This window comes from Halomonas sp. HNIBRBA4712 (genome assembly GCF_043558675.1).
Lineage (GTDB): Bacteria > Pseudomonadota > Gammaproteobacteria > Pseudomonadales > Halomonadaceae > Vreelandella.
This window is the reverse complement of record NZ_JBIFXR010000010.1, coordinates 66,830-86,095: the sequence shown is the minus strand read 5'-3', so window position 1 is coordinate 86,095 and position 19,266 is coordinate 66,830. Positions and strand designations below refer to the sequence as shown.

General features: G+C 59.1%; 14 protein-coding genes. 8 read left to right on the top strand and 6 right to left on the bottom strand.

Annotation, left to right across the window (positions count from 1 at the left end):
- Positions 1 to 7: 7 nt before the first annotated feature.
- Entirely contained in the window at positions 8 to 1,387 is a 1,380-nt protein-coding gene (locus ACGK9R_RS16160; RefSeq protein WP_394583168.1) for an undecaprenyl-phosphate glucose phosphotransferase, read from the top strand.
- Between the two features lie 101 nt (positions 1,388 to 1,488).
- Positions 1,489 to 2,934, top strand: a complete 1,446-nt coding sequence (locus ACGK9R_RS16155) for a mannose-1-phosphate guanylyltransferase/mannose-6-phosphate isomerase (RefSeq protein ID WP_394583166.1) — start codon at positions 1,489 to 1,491, stop codon at positions 2,932 to 2,934.
- A gap of 42 nt (positions 2,935 to 2,976) precedes the next feature.
- Here ACGK9R_RS16155 and ACGK9R_RS16150 read toward each other — a convergent pair whose 3' ends face one another.
- From ACGK9R_RS16150 to ACGK9R_RS16125, 6 genes are all read right to left on the bottom strand, one after another.
- Complete coding sequence (locus ACGK9R_RS16150) at positions 2,977 to 3,900, bottom strand: glycosyltransferase (RefSeq protein WP_394583164.1); 924 nt, start codon at positions 3,898 to 3,900, stop codon at positions 2,977 to 2,979.
- A gap of 5 nt (positions 3,901 to 3,905) precedes the next feature.
- Entirely contained in the window at positions 3,906 to 7,403 is a 3,498-nt protein-coding gene (locus ACGK9R_RS16145) for a glycosyltransferase (RefSeq protein ID WP_394583163.1), read from the bottom strand.
- A 24-nt stretch (positions 7,404 to 7,427) separates the two neighbouring features.
- A complete protein-coding gene (locus tag ACGK9R_RS16140) occupies positions 7,428 to 8,360 on the bottom strand; it encodes a PIG-L deacetylase family protein (RefSeq protein ID WP_394583162.1) in 933 nt (310 codons plus the stop codon).
- Positions 8,361 to 8,488: 128 nt separating this feature from the next.
- Positions 8,489 to 9,472 (bottom strand): GNAT family N-acetyltransferase, encoded by a 984-nt coding sequence (locus ACGK9R_RS16135; RefSeq protein WP_394583161.1) that lies wholly within the window; start codon positions 9,470 to 9,472, stop codon positions 8,489 to 8,491.
- Positions 9,465 to 10,739 (bottom strand): ABC transporter ATP-binding protein, encoded by a 1,275-nt coding sequence (locus ACGK9R_RS16130; RefSeq protein WP_394583159.1) that lies wholly within the window; start codon positions 10,737 to 10,739, stop codon positions 9,465 to 9,467. The genes ACGK9R_RS16135 and ACGK9R_RS16130 overlap by 8 nt, the downstream gene beginning before the upstream one ends.
- Complete coding sequence (locus ACGK9R_RS16125) at positions 10,729 to 11,496, bottom strand: ABC transporter permease (RefSeq protein ID WP_394583200.1); 768 nt, start codon at positions 11,494 to 11,496, stop codon at positions 10,729 to 10,731. Before ACGK9R_RS16125 ends, ACGK9R_RS16130 begins: the two co-directional genes overlap by 11 nt.
- A 481-nt stretch (positions 11,497 to 11,977) precedes the next feature.
- Here ACGK9R_RS16125 and ACGK9R_RS16120 point away from each other — a divergent pair, with 481 nt between their 5' ends.
- From ACGK9R_RS16120 to ACGK9R_RS16095, 6 genes are all read left to right on the top strand, one after another.
- A complete protein-coding gene (locus ACGK9R_RS16120; RefSeq protein ID WP_394583157.1) occupies positions 11,978 to 15,439 on the top strand; it encodes a beta strand repeat-containing protein in 3,462 nt (1,153 codons plus the stop codon).
- Positions 15,440 to 15,600: 161 nt separating this feature from the next.
- Positions 15,601 to 16,395 carry a SapC family protein gene (locus tag ACGK9R_RS16115; protein ID WP_394583155.1) on the top strand — a complete coding sequence of 265 codons (795 nt, stop codon included), beginning with the start codon at positions 15,601 to 15,603 and terminating at the stop codon, positions 16,393 to 16,395.
- Between the two features lie 21 nt (positions 16,396 to 16,416).
- Positions 16,417 to 16,611: a hypothetical protein gene (locus ACGK9R_RS16110; RefSeq protein ID WP_394583153.1), complete on the top strand. Its 195-nt coding sequence runs from the start codon at positions 16,417 to 16,419 to the stop codon at positions 16,609 to 16,611.
- A 239-nt stretch (positions 16,612 to 16,850) separates the two neighbouring features.
- On the top strand, positions 16,851 to 17,426 hold the full coding sequence (locus tag ACGK9R_RS16105; RefSeq protein ID WP_394583151.1) for a hypothetical protein: 576 nt from the start codon (positions 16,851 to 16,853) through the stop codon (positions 17,424 to 17,426).
- 64 nt (positions 17,427 to 17,490) lie between these two features.
- Positions 17,491 to 17,703 carry a hypothetical protein gene (locus tag ACGK9R_RS16100; protein WP_394583149.1) on the top strand — a complete coding sequence of 71 codons (213 nt, stop codon included), beginning with the start codon at positions 17,491 to 17,493 and terminating at the stop codon, positions 17,701 to 17,703.
- Between the two features lie 547 nt (positions 17,704 to 18,250).
- Complete coding sequence (locus ACGK9R_RS16095) at positions 18,251 to 19,246, top strand: acyltransferase family protein (RefSeq protein WP_394583147.1); 996 nt, start codon at positions 18,251 to 18,253, stop codon at positions 19,244 to 19,246.
- Positions 19,247 to 19,266 lie beyond the last annotated feature (20 nt).

Below are 19,266 nucleotides of genomic sequence, written 5' to 3'. Positions count from 1 at the left end.
CCCTTGCATGGCCGCCCTGAAAGGAACGCCCCATAATGACTGGCTAAGACGCGCGATGCGCTGCTTCGATGCGGGTATCGCGCTCTCGGTCTCGGCGATAGCCCTCTGGGCGATGCCCAATATCACCTACCACGGCGAAGAGTACCTGTTTTTGATGGTGATCGGCAGCCTGCTGCTGCCGGCGGTAGGCGAGCTTCTGGGCCTTTACCAGCCCTGGCGGGGGCGCAGTCTCTACTCCATGCTCGGCGTCTACGCGCTCAGCTGGATCATCACCATCGTGCTGGTCAGTCTTTTACTGGTGGCCACCCAAACCACGCAGAACTTCTCGCGGCTTTGGATGGGCGTGTCGGCGCTGACTGTGCTCGGCGTGGGCAGCTTCATGCGTGGCGCGCTCTATAGCTACCTGCGTCGGCTGCGCTCTCAGGGCAAGAACTGCAAGCGTATCGTGATCATCGGGCGCGAAGAGAACCTCCTGCGGCTCAAGGACCACCTGAGCGCCATGCGCTACGCCGGCTACGCGCTCCATAGCGCCCACATCGATGACGACTCCGACGACTTCCACCGTACCCTTAAAACGCTGGTCGACGATAGCGCCTTCAACAAGGCCTTCGACGAGATATGGCTGAGCTACCCGCTGAGCGACGGCGATAAGGTGCGGCTGGTCTCCACCAGCTTGATCAACATTCCGATCAGCGTGCGCTACTTTCCCGATCTTTCCGATATTCGCCTCTTGAACCACCGCATGGCCCAGGTGATCGGGCTCTACTCGCTGGAGCTCAACTACAGCCCGCTGGATAGCGCGCCACTTCGCTTTTTGAAGAACATCGAGGATCGCGTGATCGGCGGGGTGCTGTTTCTCGGGTTTTTGCCGGTGATGCTGGTGATCGCCGCGCTGATCAAGTGGAAGATGGGCGGGCCGGTGCTGTTCAAGCAGTACCGCCACGGCATGGATGGCAAGCGCTTTCGCATCTACAAGTTTCGCAGCATGAGCGTGCATCAGGCGCGTACCACCGTGGCGGCGCAAAAGGAAGATCCACGTATTACGCCGCTGGGCGCGTTTTTGCGCCGCACGAGCCTGGACGAACTGCCCCAGCTCTACAACGTGTTGCAAGGGCGCATGTCGCTGGTCGGCCCGCGGCCCCACGCGTTGGACCACAACCAGTATTATCACGGCGTGATTCAAAACTACATGCAGCGCCACCGGGTCAAGCCCGGTATGACCGGCTGGGCCCAGGTCAACGGCCACCGCGGCAGCACCGATACCCTCGGGCAGATGCAAAAGCGCGTCGAGTTCGATCTTTACTACATCGACAACTGGTCGCTGGGGCTGGACTTGAAGATATTGACCATGACGCTGACCCGGGGCTTCGCCAACCGCCAGCCCTGAGCGGTCACCAAGATGAGACGCGCCTGGCAGCGTACATCAAGGCCAGGTTTCGACAGTGTTTTCGAGAGAGCGACCTCGAAAGTGTGTGGCAAGGACGAGCAATGATTCTACCGGTTATCCTGTCAGGCGGAAGCGGCTCCCGCCTTTGGCCCGTTTCCCGCGAGTATTACCCCAAGCAGTTCTTGAACCTCCACCGTGACGATGTAAGCCTTCTGCAGGAGGCGGCGTTACGCCTCGAGCACGTGCCCGGCGCCGAGCAGCCCTTGGTCGTCTGTAACGAGGAGCACCGCTTTCTGGTCGCCGAGCAGCTCCAGCAAATCGGGCTCAAGAAAAGCCGCATCCTGCTCGAGCCCTGCGGGCGCAATACCGCCCCGGCGCTGGCGCTGGCGGCGCTCTGGGTCAGTCAAACCGACCCCGAGGCCGAGCTTCTGGTAATGCCCGCCGACCACGTCATCCAACAAGGCGAAGCGTTCGCCCGTGCCATCGAGCAGGGCCGCGAGCTTGCCCAATACAACCGGCTGGTGACCTTTGGCATCACGCCCACCTCGGCGCACACCGGCTACGGCTATATCAAACGTGGTCGGGCGCGGGCAGCGGGCTTTAACGTCGAGGCGTTCGTCGAAAAACCGGATCGATCCACCGCCCAGGGGTATCTCGAAAGCGGCGACTACCTATGGAACAGCGGCATTTTCCTGTTCAAGGCGAGCACGTATCTCGAAGCACTCGAGCGCCACGCCCCGGACATTCTCGAAAGCTGCCGGGCCGCGTTCGAACAGCGCGCCGAAGACATGGATTTTCTGCGCATCGACGAAGCCGCGTTCAAGGCGTGTCGTAGCGAATCGATCGACTACGCGGTCATGGAGCATACCCGCCAGGCGGCGGTGGTGCCGATGTCGCCGGGCTGGAGCGATATCGGCGCCTGGGATGCGATCCACGCGCTGAGCGCCGATCAGGACCCCAACGGCAACGCCGTGCGCGGCGATGTGCTGCTGCAGGATACGCGCAATAGCCTGATTCATAGCGACTCGAGGCTGGTGGCCGCGGTGGGCGTGAACGATCTGGTGATCGTCGAAACCGACGACGCGGTGCTGGTCGCCGACCGCCGCCGCGCCCAGCAGACCAAACAGATCGTCGAAGCGCTCAAGCAGGCGGGGCGCCGGGAGTTCCAGTCTCACCGTACGGTGTACCGCCCCTGGGGGCACTACCGTACCATGGAGATCACCGAGGGCTTCCAGGTCAAGGAGATCGTGGTCAAACCCGGCGGCGCGCTGTCGCTGCAGATGCACCATCACCGCGCCGAACACTGGGTCGTGGTCAAGGGCACGGCGAAGGTTACCCAGGGTAAGCAACCCGGCGCCGACGCGGCGCTAAGCAGCTTTCTGCTCTCGGAAGACCAGTCTACCTACATCCCGCTGGGTACCGTGCACCGGCTGGAGAACCCCGGCGTGATACCGCTGAAGCTGATCGAGGTGCAAACCGGCTCGTATCTCGGTGAGGACGATATCGTGCGCTACAACGACAAGTATGGTCGTGAACGGGAGTCCTGACGTAACGTTCAGTGGCTCAGCGGGGAATGAGCGGGTAGGGCGCTACTTCCAGAATCCCCGGTGCATGGAAAGCCGCCGTTTCAGGCTAACGGGTAGCCGGCGCTCTGCCTTGCCCAGCCGGTAGCCCGCGTATTTGAGCAAGGTTCTTAGCCCCGCCTCGGGCAGGCGCCAGGGAGCATGGCGTAAAAGGTACTTGATTTCCGAGCGCACGAAACGGCCGCCTTCGCCTTCCGCCTTACCAAGCCATCCCAGCAGCCAGCCTTCGCGGTGGTGCAATACACCGATATCGAAGTAGCGCTTGAACTCCTGGGTCAGCGAGTAGTTGTGCGAGTGATACACGCAAGACTCGGCACAGTAGGCGAGCTTCCAACCCTGTTGCAGTAGCCGCGCCCCGGCGATCATGTCCTCGCTCAGAATGGTGCCTTCGGGAAAGCCGCCGGCGGCCAGCAGCGCCTCGCGCCGGTAGGCGGCAAAGGAGTTGGAGAGAAACGCGGTCTTGATACCAAGGGTAGGGATGTCGGCTTCGCTTACCACTCGTGAATCGGCGGGGTAGTTGAACACCCGCGCGTGGGCAGCGATGGGCGTAGCGCCGGGCGACGGGAGCTGGCGGCCAAATGCAGCCCCCACCTGGGAGTCATCGAAGGTTGCGATCAACGGCGCTAGCGCCTGCGGGTCAGATAGCAGTGCGTCCTGGGTGAGAAACACCACTATGTCGCAGTCGCTCAGGATTTCCAGCGCGCGCTGGCGGGTGCCGCCGTGGTCGAACTGCACACGGGGTATCTGGAGCACTTCCCAGCCGCATTCAGCGGCCAGGCGGGCGGTGTCATCGGTAGAACTCGAGTCGATCACCAGACGGCGCGTGCCCGATGCCAGCGCCGGCTCGGCGCAATCGAGCCACGTGGGCCAGGCCTTGCCCGCGTTCAGCGTCGGCACGCAGACGCCGAAACGAAGCGCTTTCACCGCCATACCCCCTACGACTCCCGGAGCAGACGGCTTTTCACCTTACGCTGCCAGCCTGCCGGCACGTGGCGCGAAAGCCCGCGTAAAAGCGGCTGGGCGCGCAGCCAGTAAAGCGTCGAAACCATCGCCTTGCGCAGGCGCATGGTCGTGGTGTCCTTTTGCGCCGCGTGGGATTGCCAGTGTGAAGGCAGCGGCGTTAGCTGCGCCTCGGGCAGGACCGGGGCAACGGGGTCGAGATAGTGCCGGGAGTAAAAGCCCGCCTGCCTATTACTCCACGTAGCCGTATCCATTTCGATGACGCTATCAACGCGCTCGGGCAGCCCTTCAAACCACTCACACCACTGATCGGCGCGGCTGTCCCAGGGCATCAGCCAGGAGTAGGGGCGCGCCTCGAGCCGTTCCGGTAGCGCCCCCAGGTTGCTTGCTACGACCGGCAGGCCCAGCTGTAAACAGGTGCTCAGCGTATAGCTGTAGGTTTCCGGCCAGATCGGCGGGAACCAGGCGATGTGCGGCTGCCACGTCTGGATCAGCGCGGGCAGCTCGTCGTCGCGGTAGGGGCCGGTCACGGTCAGGTTGGGCAGCGGTTTAAGCGAGCGGTAAGCGAACCCGAACAGCTTGAACTCGATGTTCAAGCCTTTTTTGCTGGCAAGGGCGGCCACGCTTTCGAGCACGTCCGCCCCCTTGATGATCGAAAGCGCGCCGATCACCGCCACGCGCAGCGGCTCGCCCTCGGCAAGGGCTTGCCACATTGGCCTCGGGTAGCTCAGGCCCTCCTGGTCCGGGTGGACCGCTACCTGGATTTTGAGCTCGGGTACGTAGCGCTGGTAGCGCGTGGCGGCATCCTGGCTGGGGGAAAGAATACGGTCGCTTTTGAGTAGCCACGCTGCGTAGCGCTCGCGCCACTGGGTAATGCTGCTGCCGTCCGGCGCTGGCTGCTCGGCGAGGCACTGCTGGCACTGCTCGATGCCTTTCTCGCCGCAGTAACGGTGGTCGATCGGCGTGAGCGAAATCTGCGGGCACACCGGGTAGTAGTCGTGCAGCGTCACGTCCTGGCTTACGCCCAGCGCCTCCTTGAGCCCAAGAATGCTCTTGTGAAAGCCCAGCGTGTGGTGAAAGTGTACGTGGCTGACGCCGAGCGCCTTGAGCATCTCTACCAGCTCATCGAAGGCGTCCGGCAGCACGTAGTCCAGCGCCATCGACTCGGCCTCATCGAGCATGGTCAGCCGCGCGCCACCTACCGGGCTTGGGCGCAGCATTAGCCACTCCACCTCGCCTTTCAGCGTGGCCGCGAGCTCTTGACAGTGGCGCTCGGTGCCGCCGCCGCGCTGGTGGTTGACCATCAAAACGCGGGGCTTTGGGCTCTTTCTGAGTCGGGCTACGTCGGTGTTCAGCCGCGCCTGGCGGGCCGGGTCCTGGCCGATGAAGGTGTGCACGCGGGATTCGTAGTCCGGGTGCAGCTCGTGAAGCACCTGCAGCGCCTTGGTCACGCGCTCCGGCTGGCTTTCGCCGAAGCTGACGCTGCCCTTGTGCCAGGCGAATACGTCCAGCGCGTGCAAATGGCACCAGCCCGCCTTGAGCGTACGCATGCAGAAGTCGTTCTCTTCTCCGTAGCCCTTGCCGAAGTTCTCGACATCGAACAGGCCTACGTCATCGAGCGCCTCGCGGCGAATGTACATGCAAAAGCCGATGCCGGTCGGGATCTCCACCACCTGGCCTGCATTGGTCTCGGCCACCAAACAGTCGAGCTCGGAAAGCGTAAAGCCTTCCGGCAGGTGGTTGTCCTCGCAAAAGCGCGGGTAGCTGCAGATCGTCGCGTTGTTGGAAAACGGCGTGACGCTTGCCACCGGGCGGGTGGTGGGGCGGTAAGCAGCGGCGACCAGGCGATCCAGCCAGTCGTTGGCCACTTCCGCGTCGCTGTTGATCAGCACCACATCGGCGCTTTCGGAGTAGGCCATGCCGCGGTTGACCGTACCCACGAAGCCCAGGTTCTCCTCGTTTTCCAGAAGCGTCATCGGCCGGGTTTTCGCCGCCTCGCGCAGCCACTCGGTGAGTTCCGGCTCCGGGCTCGAATCGTTGATTACGATCAAGCGGTAGGCGTGTGTCGACTGCGCTGCCCAGATGCTCTCAAGGCAGTCGCGGGTTTCATCGAGCCCCTTGTACACCGGCACGATTAAGTCGATCGGCCCCACGGGCTTTTTCTGTTTGGCGCGAGCGATCGGCAGGTCCTCGTTCGATGAGACAAAGCGCTCCTTGAACGAGCCGTTTTTCAGCGCTTTGAGCTTGCCGGTCAACCAGCGAAGCGGCGCGGTCAGACGCATCGAGCGCGAATGGCGCAGCGCGTGAAGCTCCTCGCCCAGCACGTGCAAACGGTGCTGGGCCTCGGCGTGAGTGCGCTCGAGCTCGAAGTGGGCGTGCTCGGCGCCGGCCAGCCGCTGCTCAGTGTGGGCGTGCTCCTCGGCCTGCGCGCGTTGAGAAGCGCGAAGCGACTCGATGGTCCGGGTATATTCGTCTACCGTGCCCTGTAGCCCGTCGCGGCTTTGCTCCAGCGCGCGCAGCTGTTCGAGTGCCCGTTTGTGCTCTTGGCCTAGGCCACTGAGTTTTTCCCAGGCTCCGCCGTGGGCTTGGTGGAGCTCGCTGTGCAGGCTCTGAAGCTTTTCGTAGTGCTCGCGAAGTTCCAGAAGCTTACCTTCGCGCTCGTGGTCGCGCTGGTGAAGCGCCGCCTCGCTTTCATGAAGCTGGCGTGTGTCCCACTCCAACTGCTCCAGGCGGTCGACCAGCGTGGCCATACCACTTTGCAGCAGGGTGTCGTCCACCTCGGGTAGCCACTTTTGCCACACCGCGCTTCGCGCCGCCTGGAATGAGGTGATATCGCGCTGCTGTGAAAGTCCGGATTCCCCCAAGCCCAGTCGGTAGGTTGCGCTCGGCCCCGGCACATGTACGAACGCGCCCAGGCGCGAAAGCTGTAGCCAGAAATCCCAATCCTCGAGCTGATCGAAAGCGGTATCGAAGCGGCAAGCGTGCTCCCTGACCGGCTCGGTGCGAAACAGCACCGCGTGAATCGGCAAGGTGTTATGAATCAGAAGCTCGCCCGGCACCCAGGGCGCATCCATGGTGGACACCGCCTCGCCGGTGGTTTTCTCGAGCCGCACTCCGGCGTAGGCCGCCGGCGCTTTTGCATCGGCCTCCAGCGCTTTCACTAGCCGCGCGATGTGCTCCGGGTCGAGCGTGTCATCGTCATCCAGAAACAGCGCGTAGGACGTGTCGAGCGCCTCGAGGGCCTTGTTGGCCGCCTCGGCGCGGGGCAGGGCAGTATCGGAGTCCACCAGCCGGCAAGGCACATCGAGCGCGGGCAGCGCGCTGTGCGCCTCGCCCTTGGCGTTGATGACCAGCACGTCCAGCGCCGTGTAGCGCTGCGCGGCGACAGAGGCAAGCGCCGTATGAAGGTGGGGGCGATCCATGCTGCGAATCAGCACGCTCACGCGAGCAGTGTTCGAATTAGACGTTGACATAAACTTCCTGAATGAATAATGCGCTTAGCCGCGCCCTAACAACGATTTTAGACGCGAAAGCCATCGCCAGCCGCGCGTGGCGTAGATGGTTTGAAGCTCGCGCTCGGCGCGCGCTCTGGCCTGCTCGCTCGCTTCGAGCGCTTGGCGGGCCTGTACGGCCTGCTCGATCAGCGCGGCGCTTTCGGCCTTGATCGCCTCCAGCGCTTGGGCATCAGCCTGAGCCTGGGCTTGCGCCTCGCCAAGCGCGGCTTCGCAGCGCCAGAGCGCCTGGTCCTGCACCGAGGGCAGCTCGATATCGCCGCCGTTGGCAGCGTCCAGCACGTGATACGCCTCGGTCCGGCTGACCGAAAGCCCCAGCGTGTAGCTTCGGTAGCGGTTGAGCCCGTCGATCTGCTCGGCGTAGCGCTGCTCGGCAAGCTGGGAGGGAAAACACTGCATCGCCCTTGCTTTCAGCTCCGCCTCATTTGATATATCCACCAATTGGTTGGCGGGTAATGGCACACCGATTTCATACAGCGCGATGGAAAGTGAGGAGTTCGTTCGCTCGACGTAGCGCTTGCTGGCCTCGAGGGCTGCGTTGCATGCGGCGCGGTGATCCGGGTGCATCTCGGCATTGGAGGGAGCGAGCAATAGATCTGGCTTGAACGTTTCGATCTCATCCAGCAGTTTATCGGCCAGTGCTGCGCAGGCGTGTTCCAAGCCGCGATCGGAAAATTCCCAGTTGATGGGAGCGGGGTAGCCCAGTACCTCGGCGGCGCGGGTCGACTCTGCCAAGCGCAGGGCCGCGTGGGGCCCCTGGGTTGCGATCACCACGCGGATCCCGGCGCCCTTTGCGGCAAGCTGGGCAAGCGCTCCGCCGCAGCCGAACACTTCGTCGTCCGGGTGGGGGGCCAGCACCAGTACGCGGGTGCCTTCAAGCGGCGCGGGGGCGTAGGGAACGTACCAGGCTTCTCTCATGCTTATCGGCCTTTTCCATGGTCTTTTCAACGCGGCGGCGCTGCTTTTTATCAGGCGGCCTATCAAGGCCGCTTTCCGGGCTGGCGGCTTCATCCTTCACCAGCCGGGGTGCGGGTGCAAGGCCTGGCTTAGCGGAAATCCGTGTCGCCGCCCATCAGCCACCAGCGGTTCGCCACTTCGCGTCCCAGCGTCTCACCGTTCACTTGGCTGCCCGGCACCACTACCTCGGTCGCTTCTAGCGTAGGGTGGGTGGCCTCGAGCGCCTGGGCCACGCGGGGCGAAAGCCAAGCGGTGAGCGTTTGGCACCCAAGCCGGGCGGTCAGGTGGCGGGCGCATTCCACCACCCGGCCAAGCGACCTGGGTGGCGCCACCAGGTCCAGCAGCTCTACGCGGTCGCCGTGCTGGCACAGCACGCAAACGCCGAGCGGTCGGCGGGTTAAGCGTTTATACACCAGCCACATCATGTACTCGCGCCCCGGCACTTGGCGGTAGCGGTGTTCGAGCCAGCGGCTGTCGCGCTCGCCCATGGCCACGTCAGCCAGCGATTTGCGCATCGCCTGCCACAGCGCATCCACGGTGGGGGCATCCGCCGGGGTCAGCGGGCGGGCGGTAGTGAGCAGGTGGCGCCGGGGGGCGGGCGACCACGCGGCGGCCTGAATCACATCGGTTTCGCAGTAGAGCGACAGTGCCCGGCCCAGGCGCGCGTGGCGGGCGTGAGGAAAGCCAAAGGCGTAGCGGTAATCGAGCGGCTGGCCCTGCTTTTCGCCCACCTTGTCGCCAAAAAACGTCTGCACCACGCGGTAAAACGGCCCCTTGCGGGTCAGAATACCGCGATAGGCCGGGTCGACCATCACATCGCCCATCTGCACCGCCGCATGGCGCTGGCCGTCAACGAACACCGTGCGCGGCATGCCGCCGTTGAACGCCACCAGCTCGTCGCCATCCACGCACACCACGCCCGGGCTCTCGGCAAAGCGGTATTTCCAGCACCACTCGTCAAGGCGCATGGTCGAGCCGAAACTGCGCTCGAACAGGCGCAGCAGGGCCTCGGTGTCCTCCGGGGTGGCCCAGCGGGTCTGCCACTGGGCGCTCTTGAGCGCGGGCTCAGCCATTCGGGGTGCTCCCTGGCGTGTGCGCCTGCCAGCGGTGGGGCAGGCGCACCACGCCGCGCGCCACGCTATCCTGGGTCACGTGGAACCCGCCTACCGGGTCGACCCACTCGTAGCTATGCAGCCCGCGCTCGCAGAACAGATACGCCCCCACGTGGTATTCGCCCTTCAACAGCGCAAGCTCGGGAAAGCAAATCGACAGCCGGCCTTCGCCGTTGGCCTCGCGCGCAAGGCTTACGCCTTCCTCCCAGCTACCGCTGCTGGTGACGATCTGCCCGGAGGGTGTCGAAATCGTCACCGCCACGCCCGGGCAGGCAAGCGCCGGGTCGCTGGCAAAGCGAATCTCGACCTCCAACGTGCTCTCACCGCTGATGGCCGGGTAGCGGGCGTCCGGCGCTTTACCATCCACTAGAATGGTCGTGGCCAGAAGCCGCGCGCTGCCCTCTGGCGTTACCCGGCGCTGCTCCTCAGCGGCGCTTTCGCGCACCCCGTGGCTCTGCTTGCTTTCGCCCAGCAAAAACTGCTCGTAGCGCGGAATCACAATCGACGGGCTATCGTCGGCGAGAATCTCGCCGCCCTCTACCCACAGCGCCCGGTCGCATAGATTTTCGACCTGATACAGCGAGTGAGAGCAGAAAAGAATCGTCGCGCCGCTGTCGCGCAGCGCCATGATGCGGTCGAACGACTTGCGCGCAAAGGCGCCGTCGCCCACCGAAAGCGCTTCGTCCACCACCAGAATGTCCGGCTCGACGCTGGTGGCCACGGCAAAGGCCAGGCGCACGTACATGCCGCTGGAGTAGGTTTTCACCGGCTGGTCAATAAAGTCGCCAATGCCGGAAAACGCGTGGATCTCCTCGAATTTCTCCTGCACCTGGCGCCGGCTGAGCCCGGCGATCGCCGCCGACATATATACGTTCTCGCGCCCGGTGAACTCCGGGTTGAAGCCGGAGCCCAGTTCCAAAAGCGCGGCGATCTTGCCGTTGACCGTTACCTCGCCGCTGCTCGGCGAAAGCGTATTGCACACCAGTTGCAGGAGCGTGGATTTACCCGCGCCGTTACGGCCCACTAAACCCACCACTTCACCGCGCCGGATGGTCAAGTCCAGCGGCTTGAGCCCACTGATGGTATCGAAGCGCGCGTGGCCACTGAGCGCCTTAAACTGCAGCAGCAGCCGGTCGATGGGGCGCTCGTAGCGGTAGAAGGTCTTGCCTACCCCCGCAAGCAAGATCGCTACCTCATCATCGCGGTACCGGGTCGTCTCAGAGCACATCGGCAAATCCTCCGCGCAGCTTGTTGAACGCCCAGGTGCCGCTGGTGAGCAGCACCGCTGCCACGATCACGAGCCCCGAGACCACCTTGGGGCTCGGCCAGGCGCCCATGAAGATCACATCGCGTAGCTGGGTGATCAAAAGCGCCAGCGGGTTCAATAGGTAAATCCCCTGCCATTGCTCCGGCACGTTGGAAAGCGGGTAGAACACCGGCGAGAGAAACATCAGCACCGACGTACACAGCGCCATGAGCGGGCCGATATCACGCAGGTAAACCCCCAGCGCCGAAAGCCACAGCGAAATGCCCACCAGCACCCCGGCAAACGGAATGATGACCAGCGGAAGGCCGACCCAGGTGACCTTGACGCCGACCAGAAACGCGGTAATGGCCATGAGTAGAACCAGGCTGATCAGCGCCTGAAAGCTCGCCGCCAGCACCGAGGAGAACGCCAGAAGCGGCAGCGGGAACACTACCTTGGTGACCAGGTTGGGCTGGCTGGTGACCAGCACCGGGCCGCGGTTGACCACCTCGGCGAACCAGTTGAAGGATAAAAGCCCAACGAACACCTGCAGGGCGAAGTCCATCTGCGGGGTGCCGGTGGCCTCGACCGGCCACTTCAAATCGAAAAAGCCGTAGAAAACTAGCGTGAAGGCGCCCAGCATCAATAAAGGAGATAATAGGGTCCATCCCAAACCCAACAATGACCCCCGGTAGCGCCCCGAAATATCGCGAAATGTGAATTGCCACAGTAGATGCAAGTGGCGATGGAAATGGATAGCAGCCAAGGCAAGCTCCGAGTTCGATAAAGTGCGCTATCTTACCTTTCGCCTTGAGCCGGTGCCAACCAGCGCGCACTTTTGCAAGGAGATTGAAAAAGCGCATCAGGGGGCAGTAGTTGCCTGACACTCTGTCAGGGTAAGTCAGCGACTATGAGTCACCTTTCATGTGAGCCGCCGTGCGTTAAAAAAGCAAGAAAACAGATGCTTTTTATAACCTTTTTGACTATGGGGAGGGGCTTGCATGGCGCTGGCGAAATAGGCATATTGCCTGAGCGCTGTCTTGCCGGTTTTAGTCAATTTGTATTGGCTAATAAAAAAAAACTGCTATGATCGTGCGGCGATATCGCAAAACCGCAAGCAGCAAAGTGGTTAGGTGCCTGAGGTTATGCTAACGTCCCCAAGCGTGGCTCAGGACTGAAGCCCGACAACGTTGTCAAGATTGCAAGGAGTTCTAACTCAAATGGCTATTACTGCACAGCAAAAAACGAACTTGTTAGGTGTAACATCCTTCATGTTCAACTATGCGCCGGACCGAGCTTCCCTGGCGCGCTTTGAAGCGGCTATCGAAGCAAACCCCAGTTTTTATGCTCTAGGTAGCCAGTTGGCTGCTACCAGCGCATTCGCTAATCAGTTCCCGGAAGACGCCACTCGCGACGAGAAAATCGATCTCGTTTTGAGCCGTGTTGGTCTTGAAGAGGGCAGCCTGGGTTACACGCGTGGTGTTGATTTCATCAACCAGCGTTTGGACGACGGCGTACCGGCTGGTCAAGTCCTGATCGAAATCGGTGAGAAGCTTCTGCAGTCTCCTGCGCCGGAAGGTCTGGAAGAAGCGTCTGCCGTTCTGCGCAACAAAATCGCCGTCAGCGATGCTTACCTGAACAGCGATATTCAGGGTTACAGTAACGAAACCCTGCCCGACCTGCTTGATAACGTCACTGCCGATCCGGCTTCTGTAAGTGCAGGCGTTGCCGCAATTGCTGAATACGAAGCTGAAGAGCCTGTTGAACCGGGTGTGCCGGGCGAAACCTATATTCTGACCGAAGGTCGGGACAACATCGTAGGTACTGAAAACGACGATACGTTTATTGGTGATGTAGGCCAGAACCAGAACGGCGCGATTTCTAATGCCCTTTCTACTGGCGATCGTCTGGACGGTGCCGGTGGTCGCAACACCATCGAAGCGTCCATGATTCAGGACAACGAAGTCGATTCTGGTGTTAATCAAGCGCCGCGCCCCGTGACGCAAAACATCCAGGAAGTTTACATCGAAGCTCTTCAGGGCAACACAACTGAAGGCGGCAACGTTGTGCTTGACGCCACTCGTATGGCTAACGTCGAGCAGTACTGGTCCAACTTTAGCCGCAGCGACATGACGTTCTCTGGTGTTAACCTGAACGGCTCCAACCTGAACATCACTAAAGACGTGACGTTCGGCATGCGCGATGTGGACTTCGATTCGGGTCTTCGTGGTGCCTTCGAAAGCCAGTCGCTGGTACGCGCACCGGCTACTCAGGTCAACTCTCAGCTGCAGATCCGTATCGCGGATGTCAGCACCGAGACGCCGACTACACCGCTGGCCAACGTTGATCTGAACCTGAGCTTCAACCTGGGCGATCAAGTTGTCAGCCTCGAGGGGCTTCGCTCTACCGACGGTACCTACGCTGGCCTGGTAGAAGCACTGCGTGCCGACCTCTCTGAAGCTGGTTTGGGTCGCGTCAACGTTTCGCTGTCCGAGCCTTACGAGCAAGTATCCGTTGCGGGTAACACCGTTAACCTGCCGTTCACTGCTCAAGAAATTCTGGTGACCGATGCGGCTGGCAATGCGTTCAGCAACGTCAACTTCACCCAGCGTGCTATCGAGCCCGTTGCAGACGGCTTCCTGGTTGCCGGTAATGCTGCTCCGGTCGACCCGGCATCTACCAGCAACCTGATCGAAACCAACCTGATCTTGGACAACGCTGGCCGTGGTTCCACCGCGGGTGACGTAACCATCGGTGGTATGTCCAACTCCGGCACCGTCGTTGAGAAGCTGAACCTGGAAGTCGACCGCAATAGTAAAGTCGACAACGTATTCTCCGCCTCTGGCATGGGTCACGGCGCGTTCAACGAAGGCACCGAGGTTCGCACCGCTTTTCAGCAGATCGAAGTCACCTCTGGCGCTGCTCAGGGTGATCTGTCCATCGGCAACGTAGGCAATGTCTATAACTTCGATGCGACCGCATTTGCGGGTGAGAACCTGACAGTTGGCGGCTGGGCAGGCGTGCTCAACACCGGCGGCGACTGGGAGCCTAACGCCGAAGCGCGTGCTCACGTGTACAACACCGCTAACGATGCAGGCAGCAACGACACCGTCAACGTTGCCTACTCGCACGATAAAGCGGCCGAGTTCAACGGCTTCTCGCTGGCGATCAACACCGGTGAAGGTAACGACACCATTCACACGCTGGCCGTGCGTACCGACGGTAACAACCTGCCGAACCAGCAGGATCTTCAGCAGAACGTCAACATCAACGCCGGCAACGGTAACAACACCGTATGGACCGAAGGCGCTGGTGGCGTCACCGTGACCTCTGGTACCGGCAACGACACCATCTACACCGACAACAGCGGTGCGTCGTTGATGACTAACGAAGCACAGGCGGCTACTTGGGTAGTTAACACTCAGGAAGTTGATGGTGTTCGTGATTTCGACAACCTGCGTGGTAACACCGCTGAGCTGTCTTCAGGTGTAGGTTCCACTCCTGCCCTGTTGGCTAATGCGCAGGTCACTGTTGCCTTCTCTGGCGCAGCCACTGGCGGCGCTCTTACAAGCGGCGCGGCAGTCGCCAACCAGAATGGCTTTGAAAGCACCGTGAGCCTGAACGACATCTTGGGTGACCGTGTCTTCGGTACTCAGGCCGATGTCAACGCTGGTATTGCTCAGGCGATCAACAGCAACTACGTGCTGAACAAGCTGCTGCAAGCCGAGCTTGGCCCGGACAACAGCTTGGTCATTCGCTCCATGGTCGACGGTGAGTTCTCTGCTGACGATCTGGCTATCAACGTATTCAACAACTATCAGGTTGGCGCGAGCACCACGGCTGACCAGCGCTTGGTTCAGGCTATTCGCGAAGAAGCGAATGACTCTGAACTGACTGTCGACCTTCAGTCCGTCATTGATGGTTCTACAGCAGCAGCCAACAGCGTATCTGGTATGGTGGGTAGCGATGACGGCAGCGTACTGGCTCAGCGTGACGGTCTTGATCTGACCGGTACGGCATCGGAAGCCAACAATACTGGCAACATCGTCAACGCTGGTGCAGGCAACGACGTCATCGTTCTGTCTACCAATGGTGAAAGTAGCGAAACCGTTCAGTTCACTGGTTACAATAATGGCTATAACACTATCGTTAACTTCGATAGCGATTACAGCGATGATGATACTGGTGATCTGAATGCCGGTGCTGATCTGCTCGACTTCTCTGCTTATCTGACCACGCTGACAAGCAGCAGCGGCAGTGTCGAGTCTCAACAGCTGGTTGACTACACTGTTGAAGACACTTCAGGTGCTCTGTCTGCAAACAGCGTTTCTATCGTTGAGTTTGCTTCTACCGTTGCCGGTAACAGCTTCGCTTTCAACGGTATTACCAGCGAAAACCTGGTAGCTGCGTTGAATGGTACAGCAGACATCGACTTCGGTGGCTTGGGTGCTAGCACCAGTTTGTCTACCATCGGTAGCGGTCAGTTCGTAGGTAACACCTACAACTCTGTGCTGATGATCGAAGACAATCTGAACGCTGGTAAGTACCAGGCTTGGGATGTCACTGTTGGCCAAGGCGCTGATGGCGCAGGTTCTGCCACTGCTACAGGTGCCCAGCTGATCGGTACTTATGACTTTGGTAACTCTCTGACTGGTCTGGACGACGCTTCTCTGGTTGCCTAATGGCGCTGGTGATGTGTTAACGCCCTCGCGGCCGCGGTTGTCGCAAGGGTAGAAGACAAAACCCCGATCCTTGGATCGGGGTTTTTTTATTCTAAGTGGCCCTCTGGGTCGACGTCCTGTGTACTTATGGTAGTATGGCCCCCTTTGGAGTCTCTATCATCATGTCGCATTACGTTCCTCTTCAAGCTTCCAAACATTATCAGGCTGGGTTTGCTCCCACTGGCTATGAATTCGCCTTGGAGCAGCCGGTGGTACCTGTGGTAGTGGAGGAGTTGCCAGAACTCGTGGCCACCATGCCGACGGGGTTTATACGTCGTAATAGCGGTACCTATGAGTTGATTGGGTTGCAGGCACTGGAGGGAGGAAAAAACGTTTTTGTGCATACTAATGGGCGCTGGATCGGTGGCTATCGCCCCGCCATGTATCGTGCTTATCCTTTCAAGGTGATGAATGATACCCAAGCCCAACGATGGGTGTTGTGTATAGATGAAGCGGCGCCAGGGTTTCGTACCTTGGCTCAAAGCGGTGATACGTCCTTTTTCGATGCCGAAAAAAAGCCCACCGAGCAGATGAAAAAGACGTTAACATTTCTACAAAATCTTGAAAACGCTCGCCAAGTAACCGACCGACTGGTCAGCCATCTGGACGAGGCTGGTTTGATAGTGCCTTGGCAAATAAAGTTGGCCAGCGGTGATCAGCAAGGCAGGATGGTAGAAGGGCTTTACCATATTCATGAAGCGGCTTTGAAATCACTTTCAGGTGATCGGTTGGCTGGGCTTGCTGAGTCCGGTGCGTTAGCCCTTGCCTATACACAGTTATTGTCAGAACATCGCTTGTCAGTGTTGCAAAAGCTCTATAATCTTCGCCAAAAAGCACTTGATGCAGATGAGAAAGTCGACCTGGAAAAGTTATTCGATAATAACGAGGACGATATTAGTTTTAATTTCGATAGCTAAGTGTTCGCCAAGGAGGTAAGCATGTCAGAGTCCGGCATTGTAACGCTTGATGACGTAGAGTATTCGTTGAACGAACTCGATAATGCCGCCAAGCTTCAGCTGAAGCACTTGCATCAGGCAGATCAGGAAATCGCCCGGCTGAAGCAGCAAATAGCCATTACCCGCACGGCGCGCACAGCCTACGTGGAAGAGTTGGTGAACGAATTGCCAGAGTAATTTCGCTGGGTTCATACGCGAGACCAGGCAGTTAATTCTAAAAGGCCCACGTGGGCCTTTTTTTAAATTCACGATCAGCGCAATAATATTCTTTCGAAGGTGGGTGCTTTGATTGTATAAACGTATGTTTTGAATGCCGATGCATTCGATCCATGCATAAAACATCAAAGCTAGCCTGCCTTGGCTTTAACGTTTATCCGATTGAAAATGTCTTATTGGAAGTTACAGAGTCAGGTCTCATGTCAAAACTGCCTAAAAGTATTACGCTCGATGGACGCCGTTATCCAACCTGGGCGTTGACTGCAAAGGCACAGGATCATATTAATCAAATTCGTGAGGTGGACGCGCACATGGAATTATTGCGAACGCGAATGGATTACCACCTCCGCTTGCGTGGGCTTTTTAGCATGCGGCTGCAACAGGCATTGGGTAGCATGGCAGCTAAAGAGCCGTCTTGCTTTTGGCATACCGTCCCACCACGTTGGTTTGCATCAAACTGGCCGGTTTCTTCCTCCTTTTTACCCTTGGAAATGCTTGAGGCCCAAGGCCTTTACCAGCCCCTAGACTGTCTGGTGCTTTATGCCAAAGGATCAGGCGTTATCGGTTGGGGGGTCGTTCAAACTACAACATCGGGGCCGATTTTGGAGTGGCGCTGTCGGGCACACGCAAAGTCAACGATCTTGCCTGCCAAGACCATTCGGCATTTGGGTATGCGTCATCCCACGCGTTCGTCTCAGCGTATACCTCCTGAGGCGAATATCAATGAGCTGCTTGACGCGCTCGCCTCTAACGTAGCGTTAGCCGACCCTGATTAAACTGGTTCGGTGGCGCAGTATAAGCTGATATAATGTTGTCGTTTTTATCTTGATGGAGTTCGTGATGACCAAGGAACAAGCGCAAACGGTTACTATTGACAACCGTGAATATAATCTGGATGAGCTGTCGGAAAACGCCCGTAATCAGCTGGTGAATCTACGCGTTACAGATCAGGAGTTGCAGCGCCTCAACCAGCAGCTGGCCATTGCGCAAACAGCGCGCACCGCTTATGCCAATGCACTGAAGGATGAGTTGCCTAAGAAAAAAACGCACTAGCAGGCTTCAAAAAAGTGTTTCGAAGCCCTTAGTCATATAAGATGCATCTCGGAAGTTGAGCTTGATTCTAGCTTTTGGGATGCTTTTTTTATAAAAACAGTCGTTCCCTGGGGGCGGTTAGCCTGAACGGCAGGAATGAGCTTGGAAATTTAAACGTCGATTTACAAAAGCTTGGCGTCAGTTTGGTATAGCAACATCCATGCTTCGTAAAGGCTGAGTAAAAATCATTGGAGTGGTAAAAATATGGTAAATATGAATTTACCCGATAGGCGGTGAACACCAGCACTAATGGGCTTTACCGAGACTTACGAGTATTTTTAGCCTATAAGGCTTGTTATTGTGCCGTGTGATAGAGTGTGGTTTTCATAATTTTTATTATGGTTTGTGAAAGGAGGCTTTAGTAGCGTTTTTTGTCGACCTTAAAAGCTGCTGGTCCAAACACTTGAAGATTTAGCACTCTGTCTAGGCGCTTAGGTGGTGGTCTTTTTTTAAATAAAGTCATTATACGTATGGTATATGGCGTGTCTTTTTTTGCTGATGGTCATTTATGTCCCCCCCTATTTTCAACGCGCTGTATTTGATCAAAGTATTTGGAGCGCTGCTTGTAGTAGCTTGTCACTATGCTGGCCACTATTATCAGTTTTCGTTTTATAGTAACGGTACGGGCTGCTTTTTCATCGTGGCAGGTTATTATGCGCTGAACTGGGAGCGCAGCCGTGGGCTTCACTACCTGGCCAAGCGGTTGGTTCGCCTCTACCCGGCGTACCTGGTGGCCGTCATAGCGTACCTGCTCACTCAGTGGCCGCCGCTTTCGAGCTGGCCCGGGCTGCTTTTTCATCATTTGACGTTTCTCCTCACCGTGCCGGATAAAGCTACCGCTTTCGCGCTCAACCCGCCGTTCTGGTCGCTGCCGGTCTTTTTTACCTTTTTCGCGCTCGTCGCGTTGTTACCCCGGCTGACGCCCCGCGCATGGCAGGTGGTGGCGTTGATGGGCGTGGCGGTTGCGACGCTGCATACACCGCTGATCGAGTGGCGCGACGGGTATATCGAGCTGTGGGTCTTTCCGCTGCACCTGTTTGCGTTCTGGCTGGGCGGGGTGATCGGCCAACTGGCGCACCGCCGCGAGGTCGAAGCTTCCCACGCTTTTACTTGGCTGGCACTGGCGTTGATGGCTGTCATCATCGCCAGCGGCTTCTTTTACCAAACGTTTCTCGAGCTGACTTTTGAGCTTTCCGGGTTTTACTTTCGCGGCGTAATGGTACTGCTGTTTGGGCTACTGTTCTGGGCGGTGCTACACAGCCGTTTGATCACCCGCTCTTCCAGGCCTCTTGCCTTTCTGGGGACGATCAGTTTCGGGGTGTATCTGTTTCACAATTTGCCGCCCTTGTGGCTCGACCCCTTGATCGACGGGGCATGGGCGTTGCCCATCGCGTTTCTGCTTTCGGTGTTGCTGGCTTGGGGGTCGTGGGCGCTGGTCGAGGCGCCGCTGCTGCGTTTTCTCAAACCGCGCCTGGCGCGCTGGAAGGGCGAGCCGCGCTCTTAGCCCGGTGAGGGCTTTGGCCC

What these genes read in the sequence shown, in the direction of transcription:
- ACGK9R_RS16160 (WP_394583168.1), top strand. Translation starts at nt 8, where the DNA reads ATGGCCGCCCTGAAAGGAACGCCCCATAATGACTGGCTAAGACGCGCG.
- ACGK9R_RS16155 (WP_394583166.1), top strand. Translation starts at nt 1,489, where the DNA reads ATGATTCTACCGGTTATCCTGTCAGGCGGAAGCGGCTCCCGCCTTTGG.
- ACGK9R_RS16150 (WP_394583164.1), bottom strand. Translation starts at nt 3,900, where the DNA reads ATGGCGGTGAAAGCGCTTCGTTTCGGCGTCTGCGTGCCGACGCTGAAC.
- ACGK9R_RS16145 (WP_394583163.1), bottom strand. Translation starts at nt 7,403, where the DNA reads ATGTCAACGTCTAATTCGAACACTGCTCGCGTGAGCGTGCTGATTCGC.
- ACGK9R_RS16140 (WP_394583162.1), bottom strand. Translation starts at nt 8,360, where the DNA reads ATGAGAGAAGCCTGGTACGTTCCCTACGCCCCCGCGCCGCTTGAAGGC.
- ACGK9R_RS16135 (WP_394583161.1), bottom strand. Translation starts at nt 9,472, where the DNA reads ATGGCTGAGCCCGCGCTCAAGAGCGCCCAGTGGCAGACCCGCTGGGCC.
- ACGK9R_RS16130 (WP_394583159.1), bottom strand. Translation starts at nt 10,739, where the DNA reads ATGTGCTCTGAGACGACCCGGTACCGCGATGATGAGGTAGCGATCTTG.
- ACGK9R_RS16120 (WP_394583157.1), top strand. Translation starts at nt 11,978, where the DNA reads ATGGCTATTACTGCACAGCAAAAAACGAACTTGTTAGGTGTAACATCC.
- ACGK9R_RS16115 (WP_394583155.1), top strand. Translation starts at nt 15,601, where the DNA reads ATGTCGCATTACGTTCCTCTTCAAGCTTCCAAACATTATCAGGCTGGG.
- ACGK9R_RS16110 (WP_394583153.1), top strand. Translation starts at nt 16,417, where the DNA reads ATGTCAGAGTCCGGCATTGTAACGCTTGATGACGTAGAGTATTCGTTG.
- ACGK9R_RS16105 (WP_394583151.1), top strand. Translation starts at nt 16,851, where the DNA reads ATGTCAAAACTGCCTAAAAGTATTACGCTCGATGGACGCCGTTATCCA.
- ACGK9R_RS16100 (WP_394583149.1), top strand. Translation starts at nt 17,491, where the DNA reads ATGACCAAGGAACAAGCGCAAACGGTTACTATTGACAACCGTGAATAT.
- ACGK9R_RS16095 (WP_394583147.1), top strand. Translation starts at nt 18,251, where the DNA reads ATGTCCCCCCCTATTTTCAACGCGCTGTATTTGATCAAAGTATTTGGA.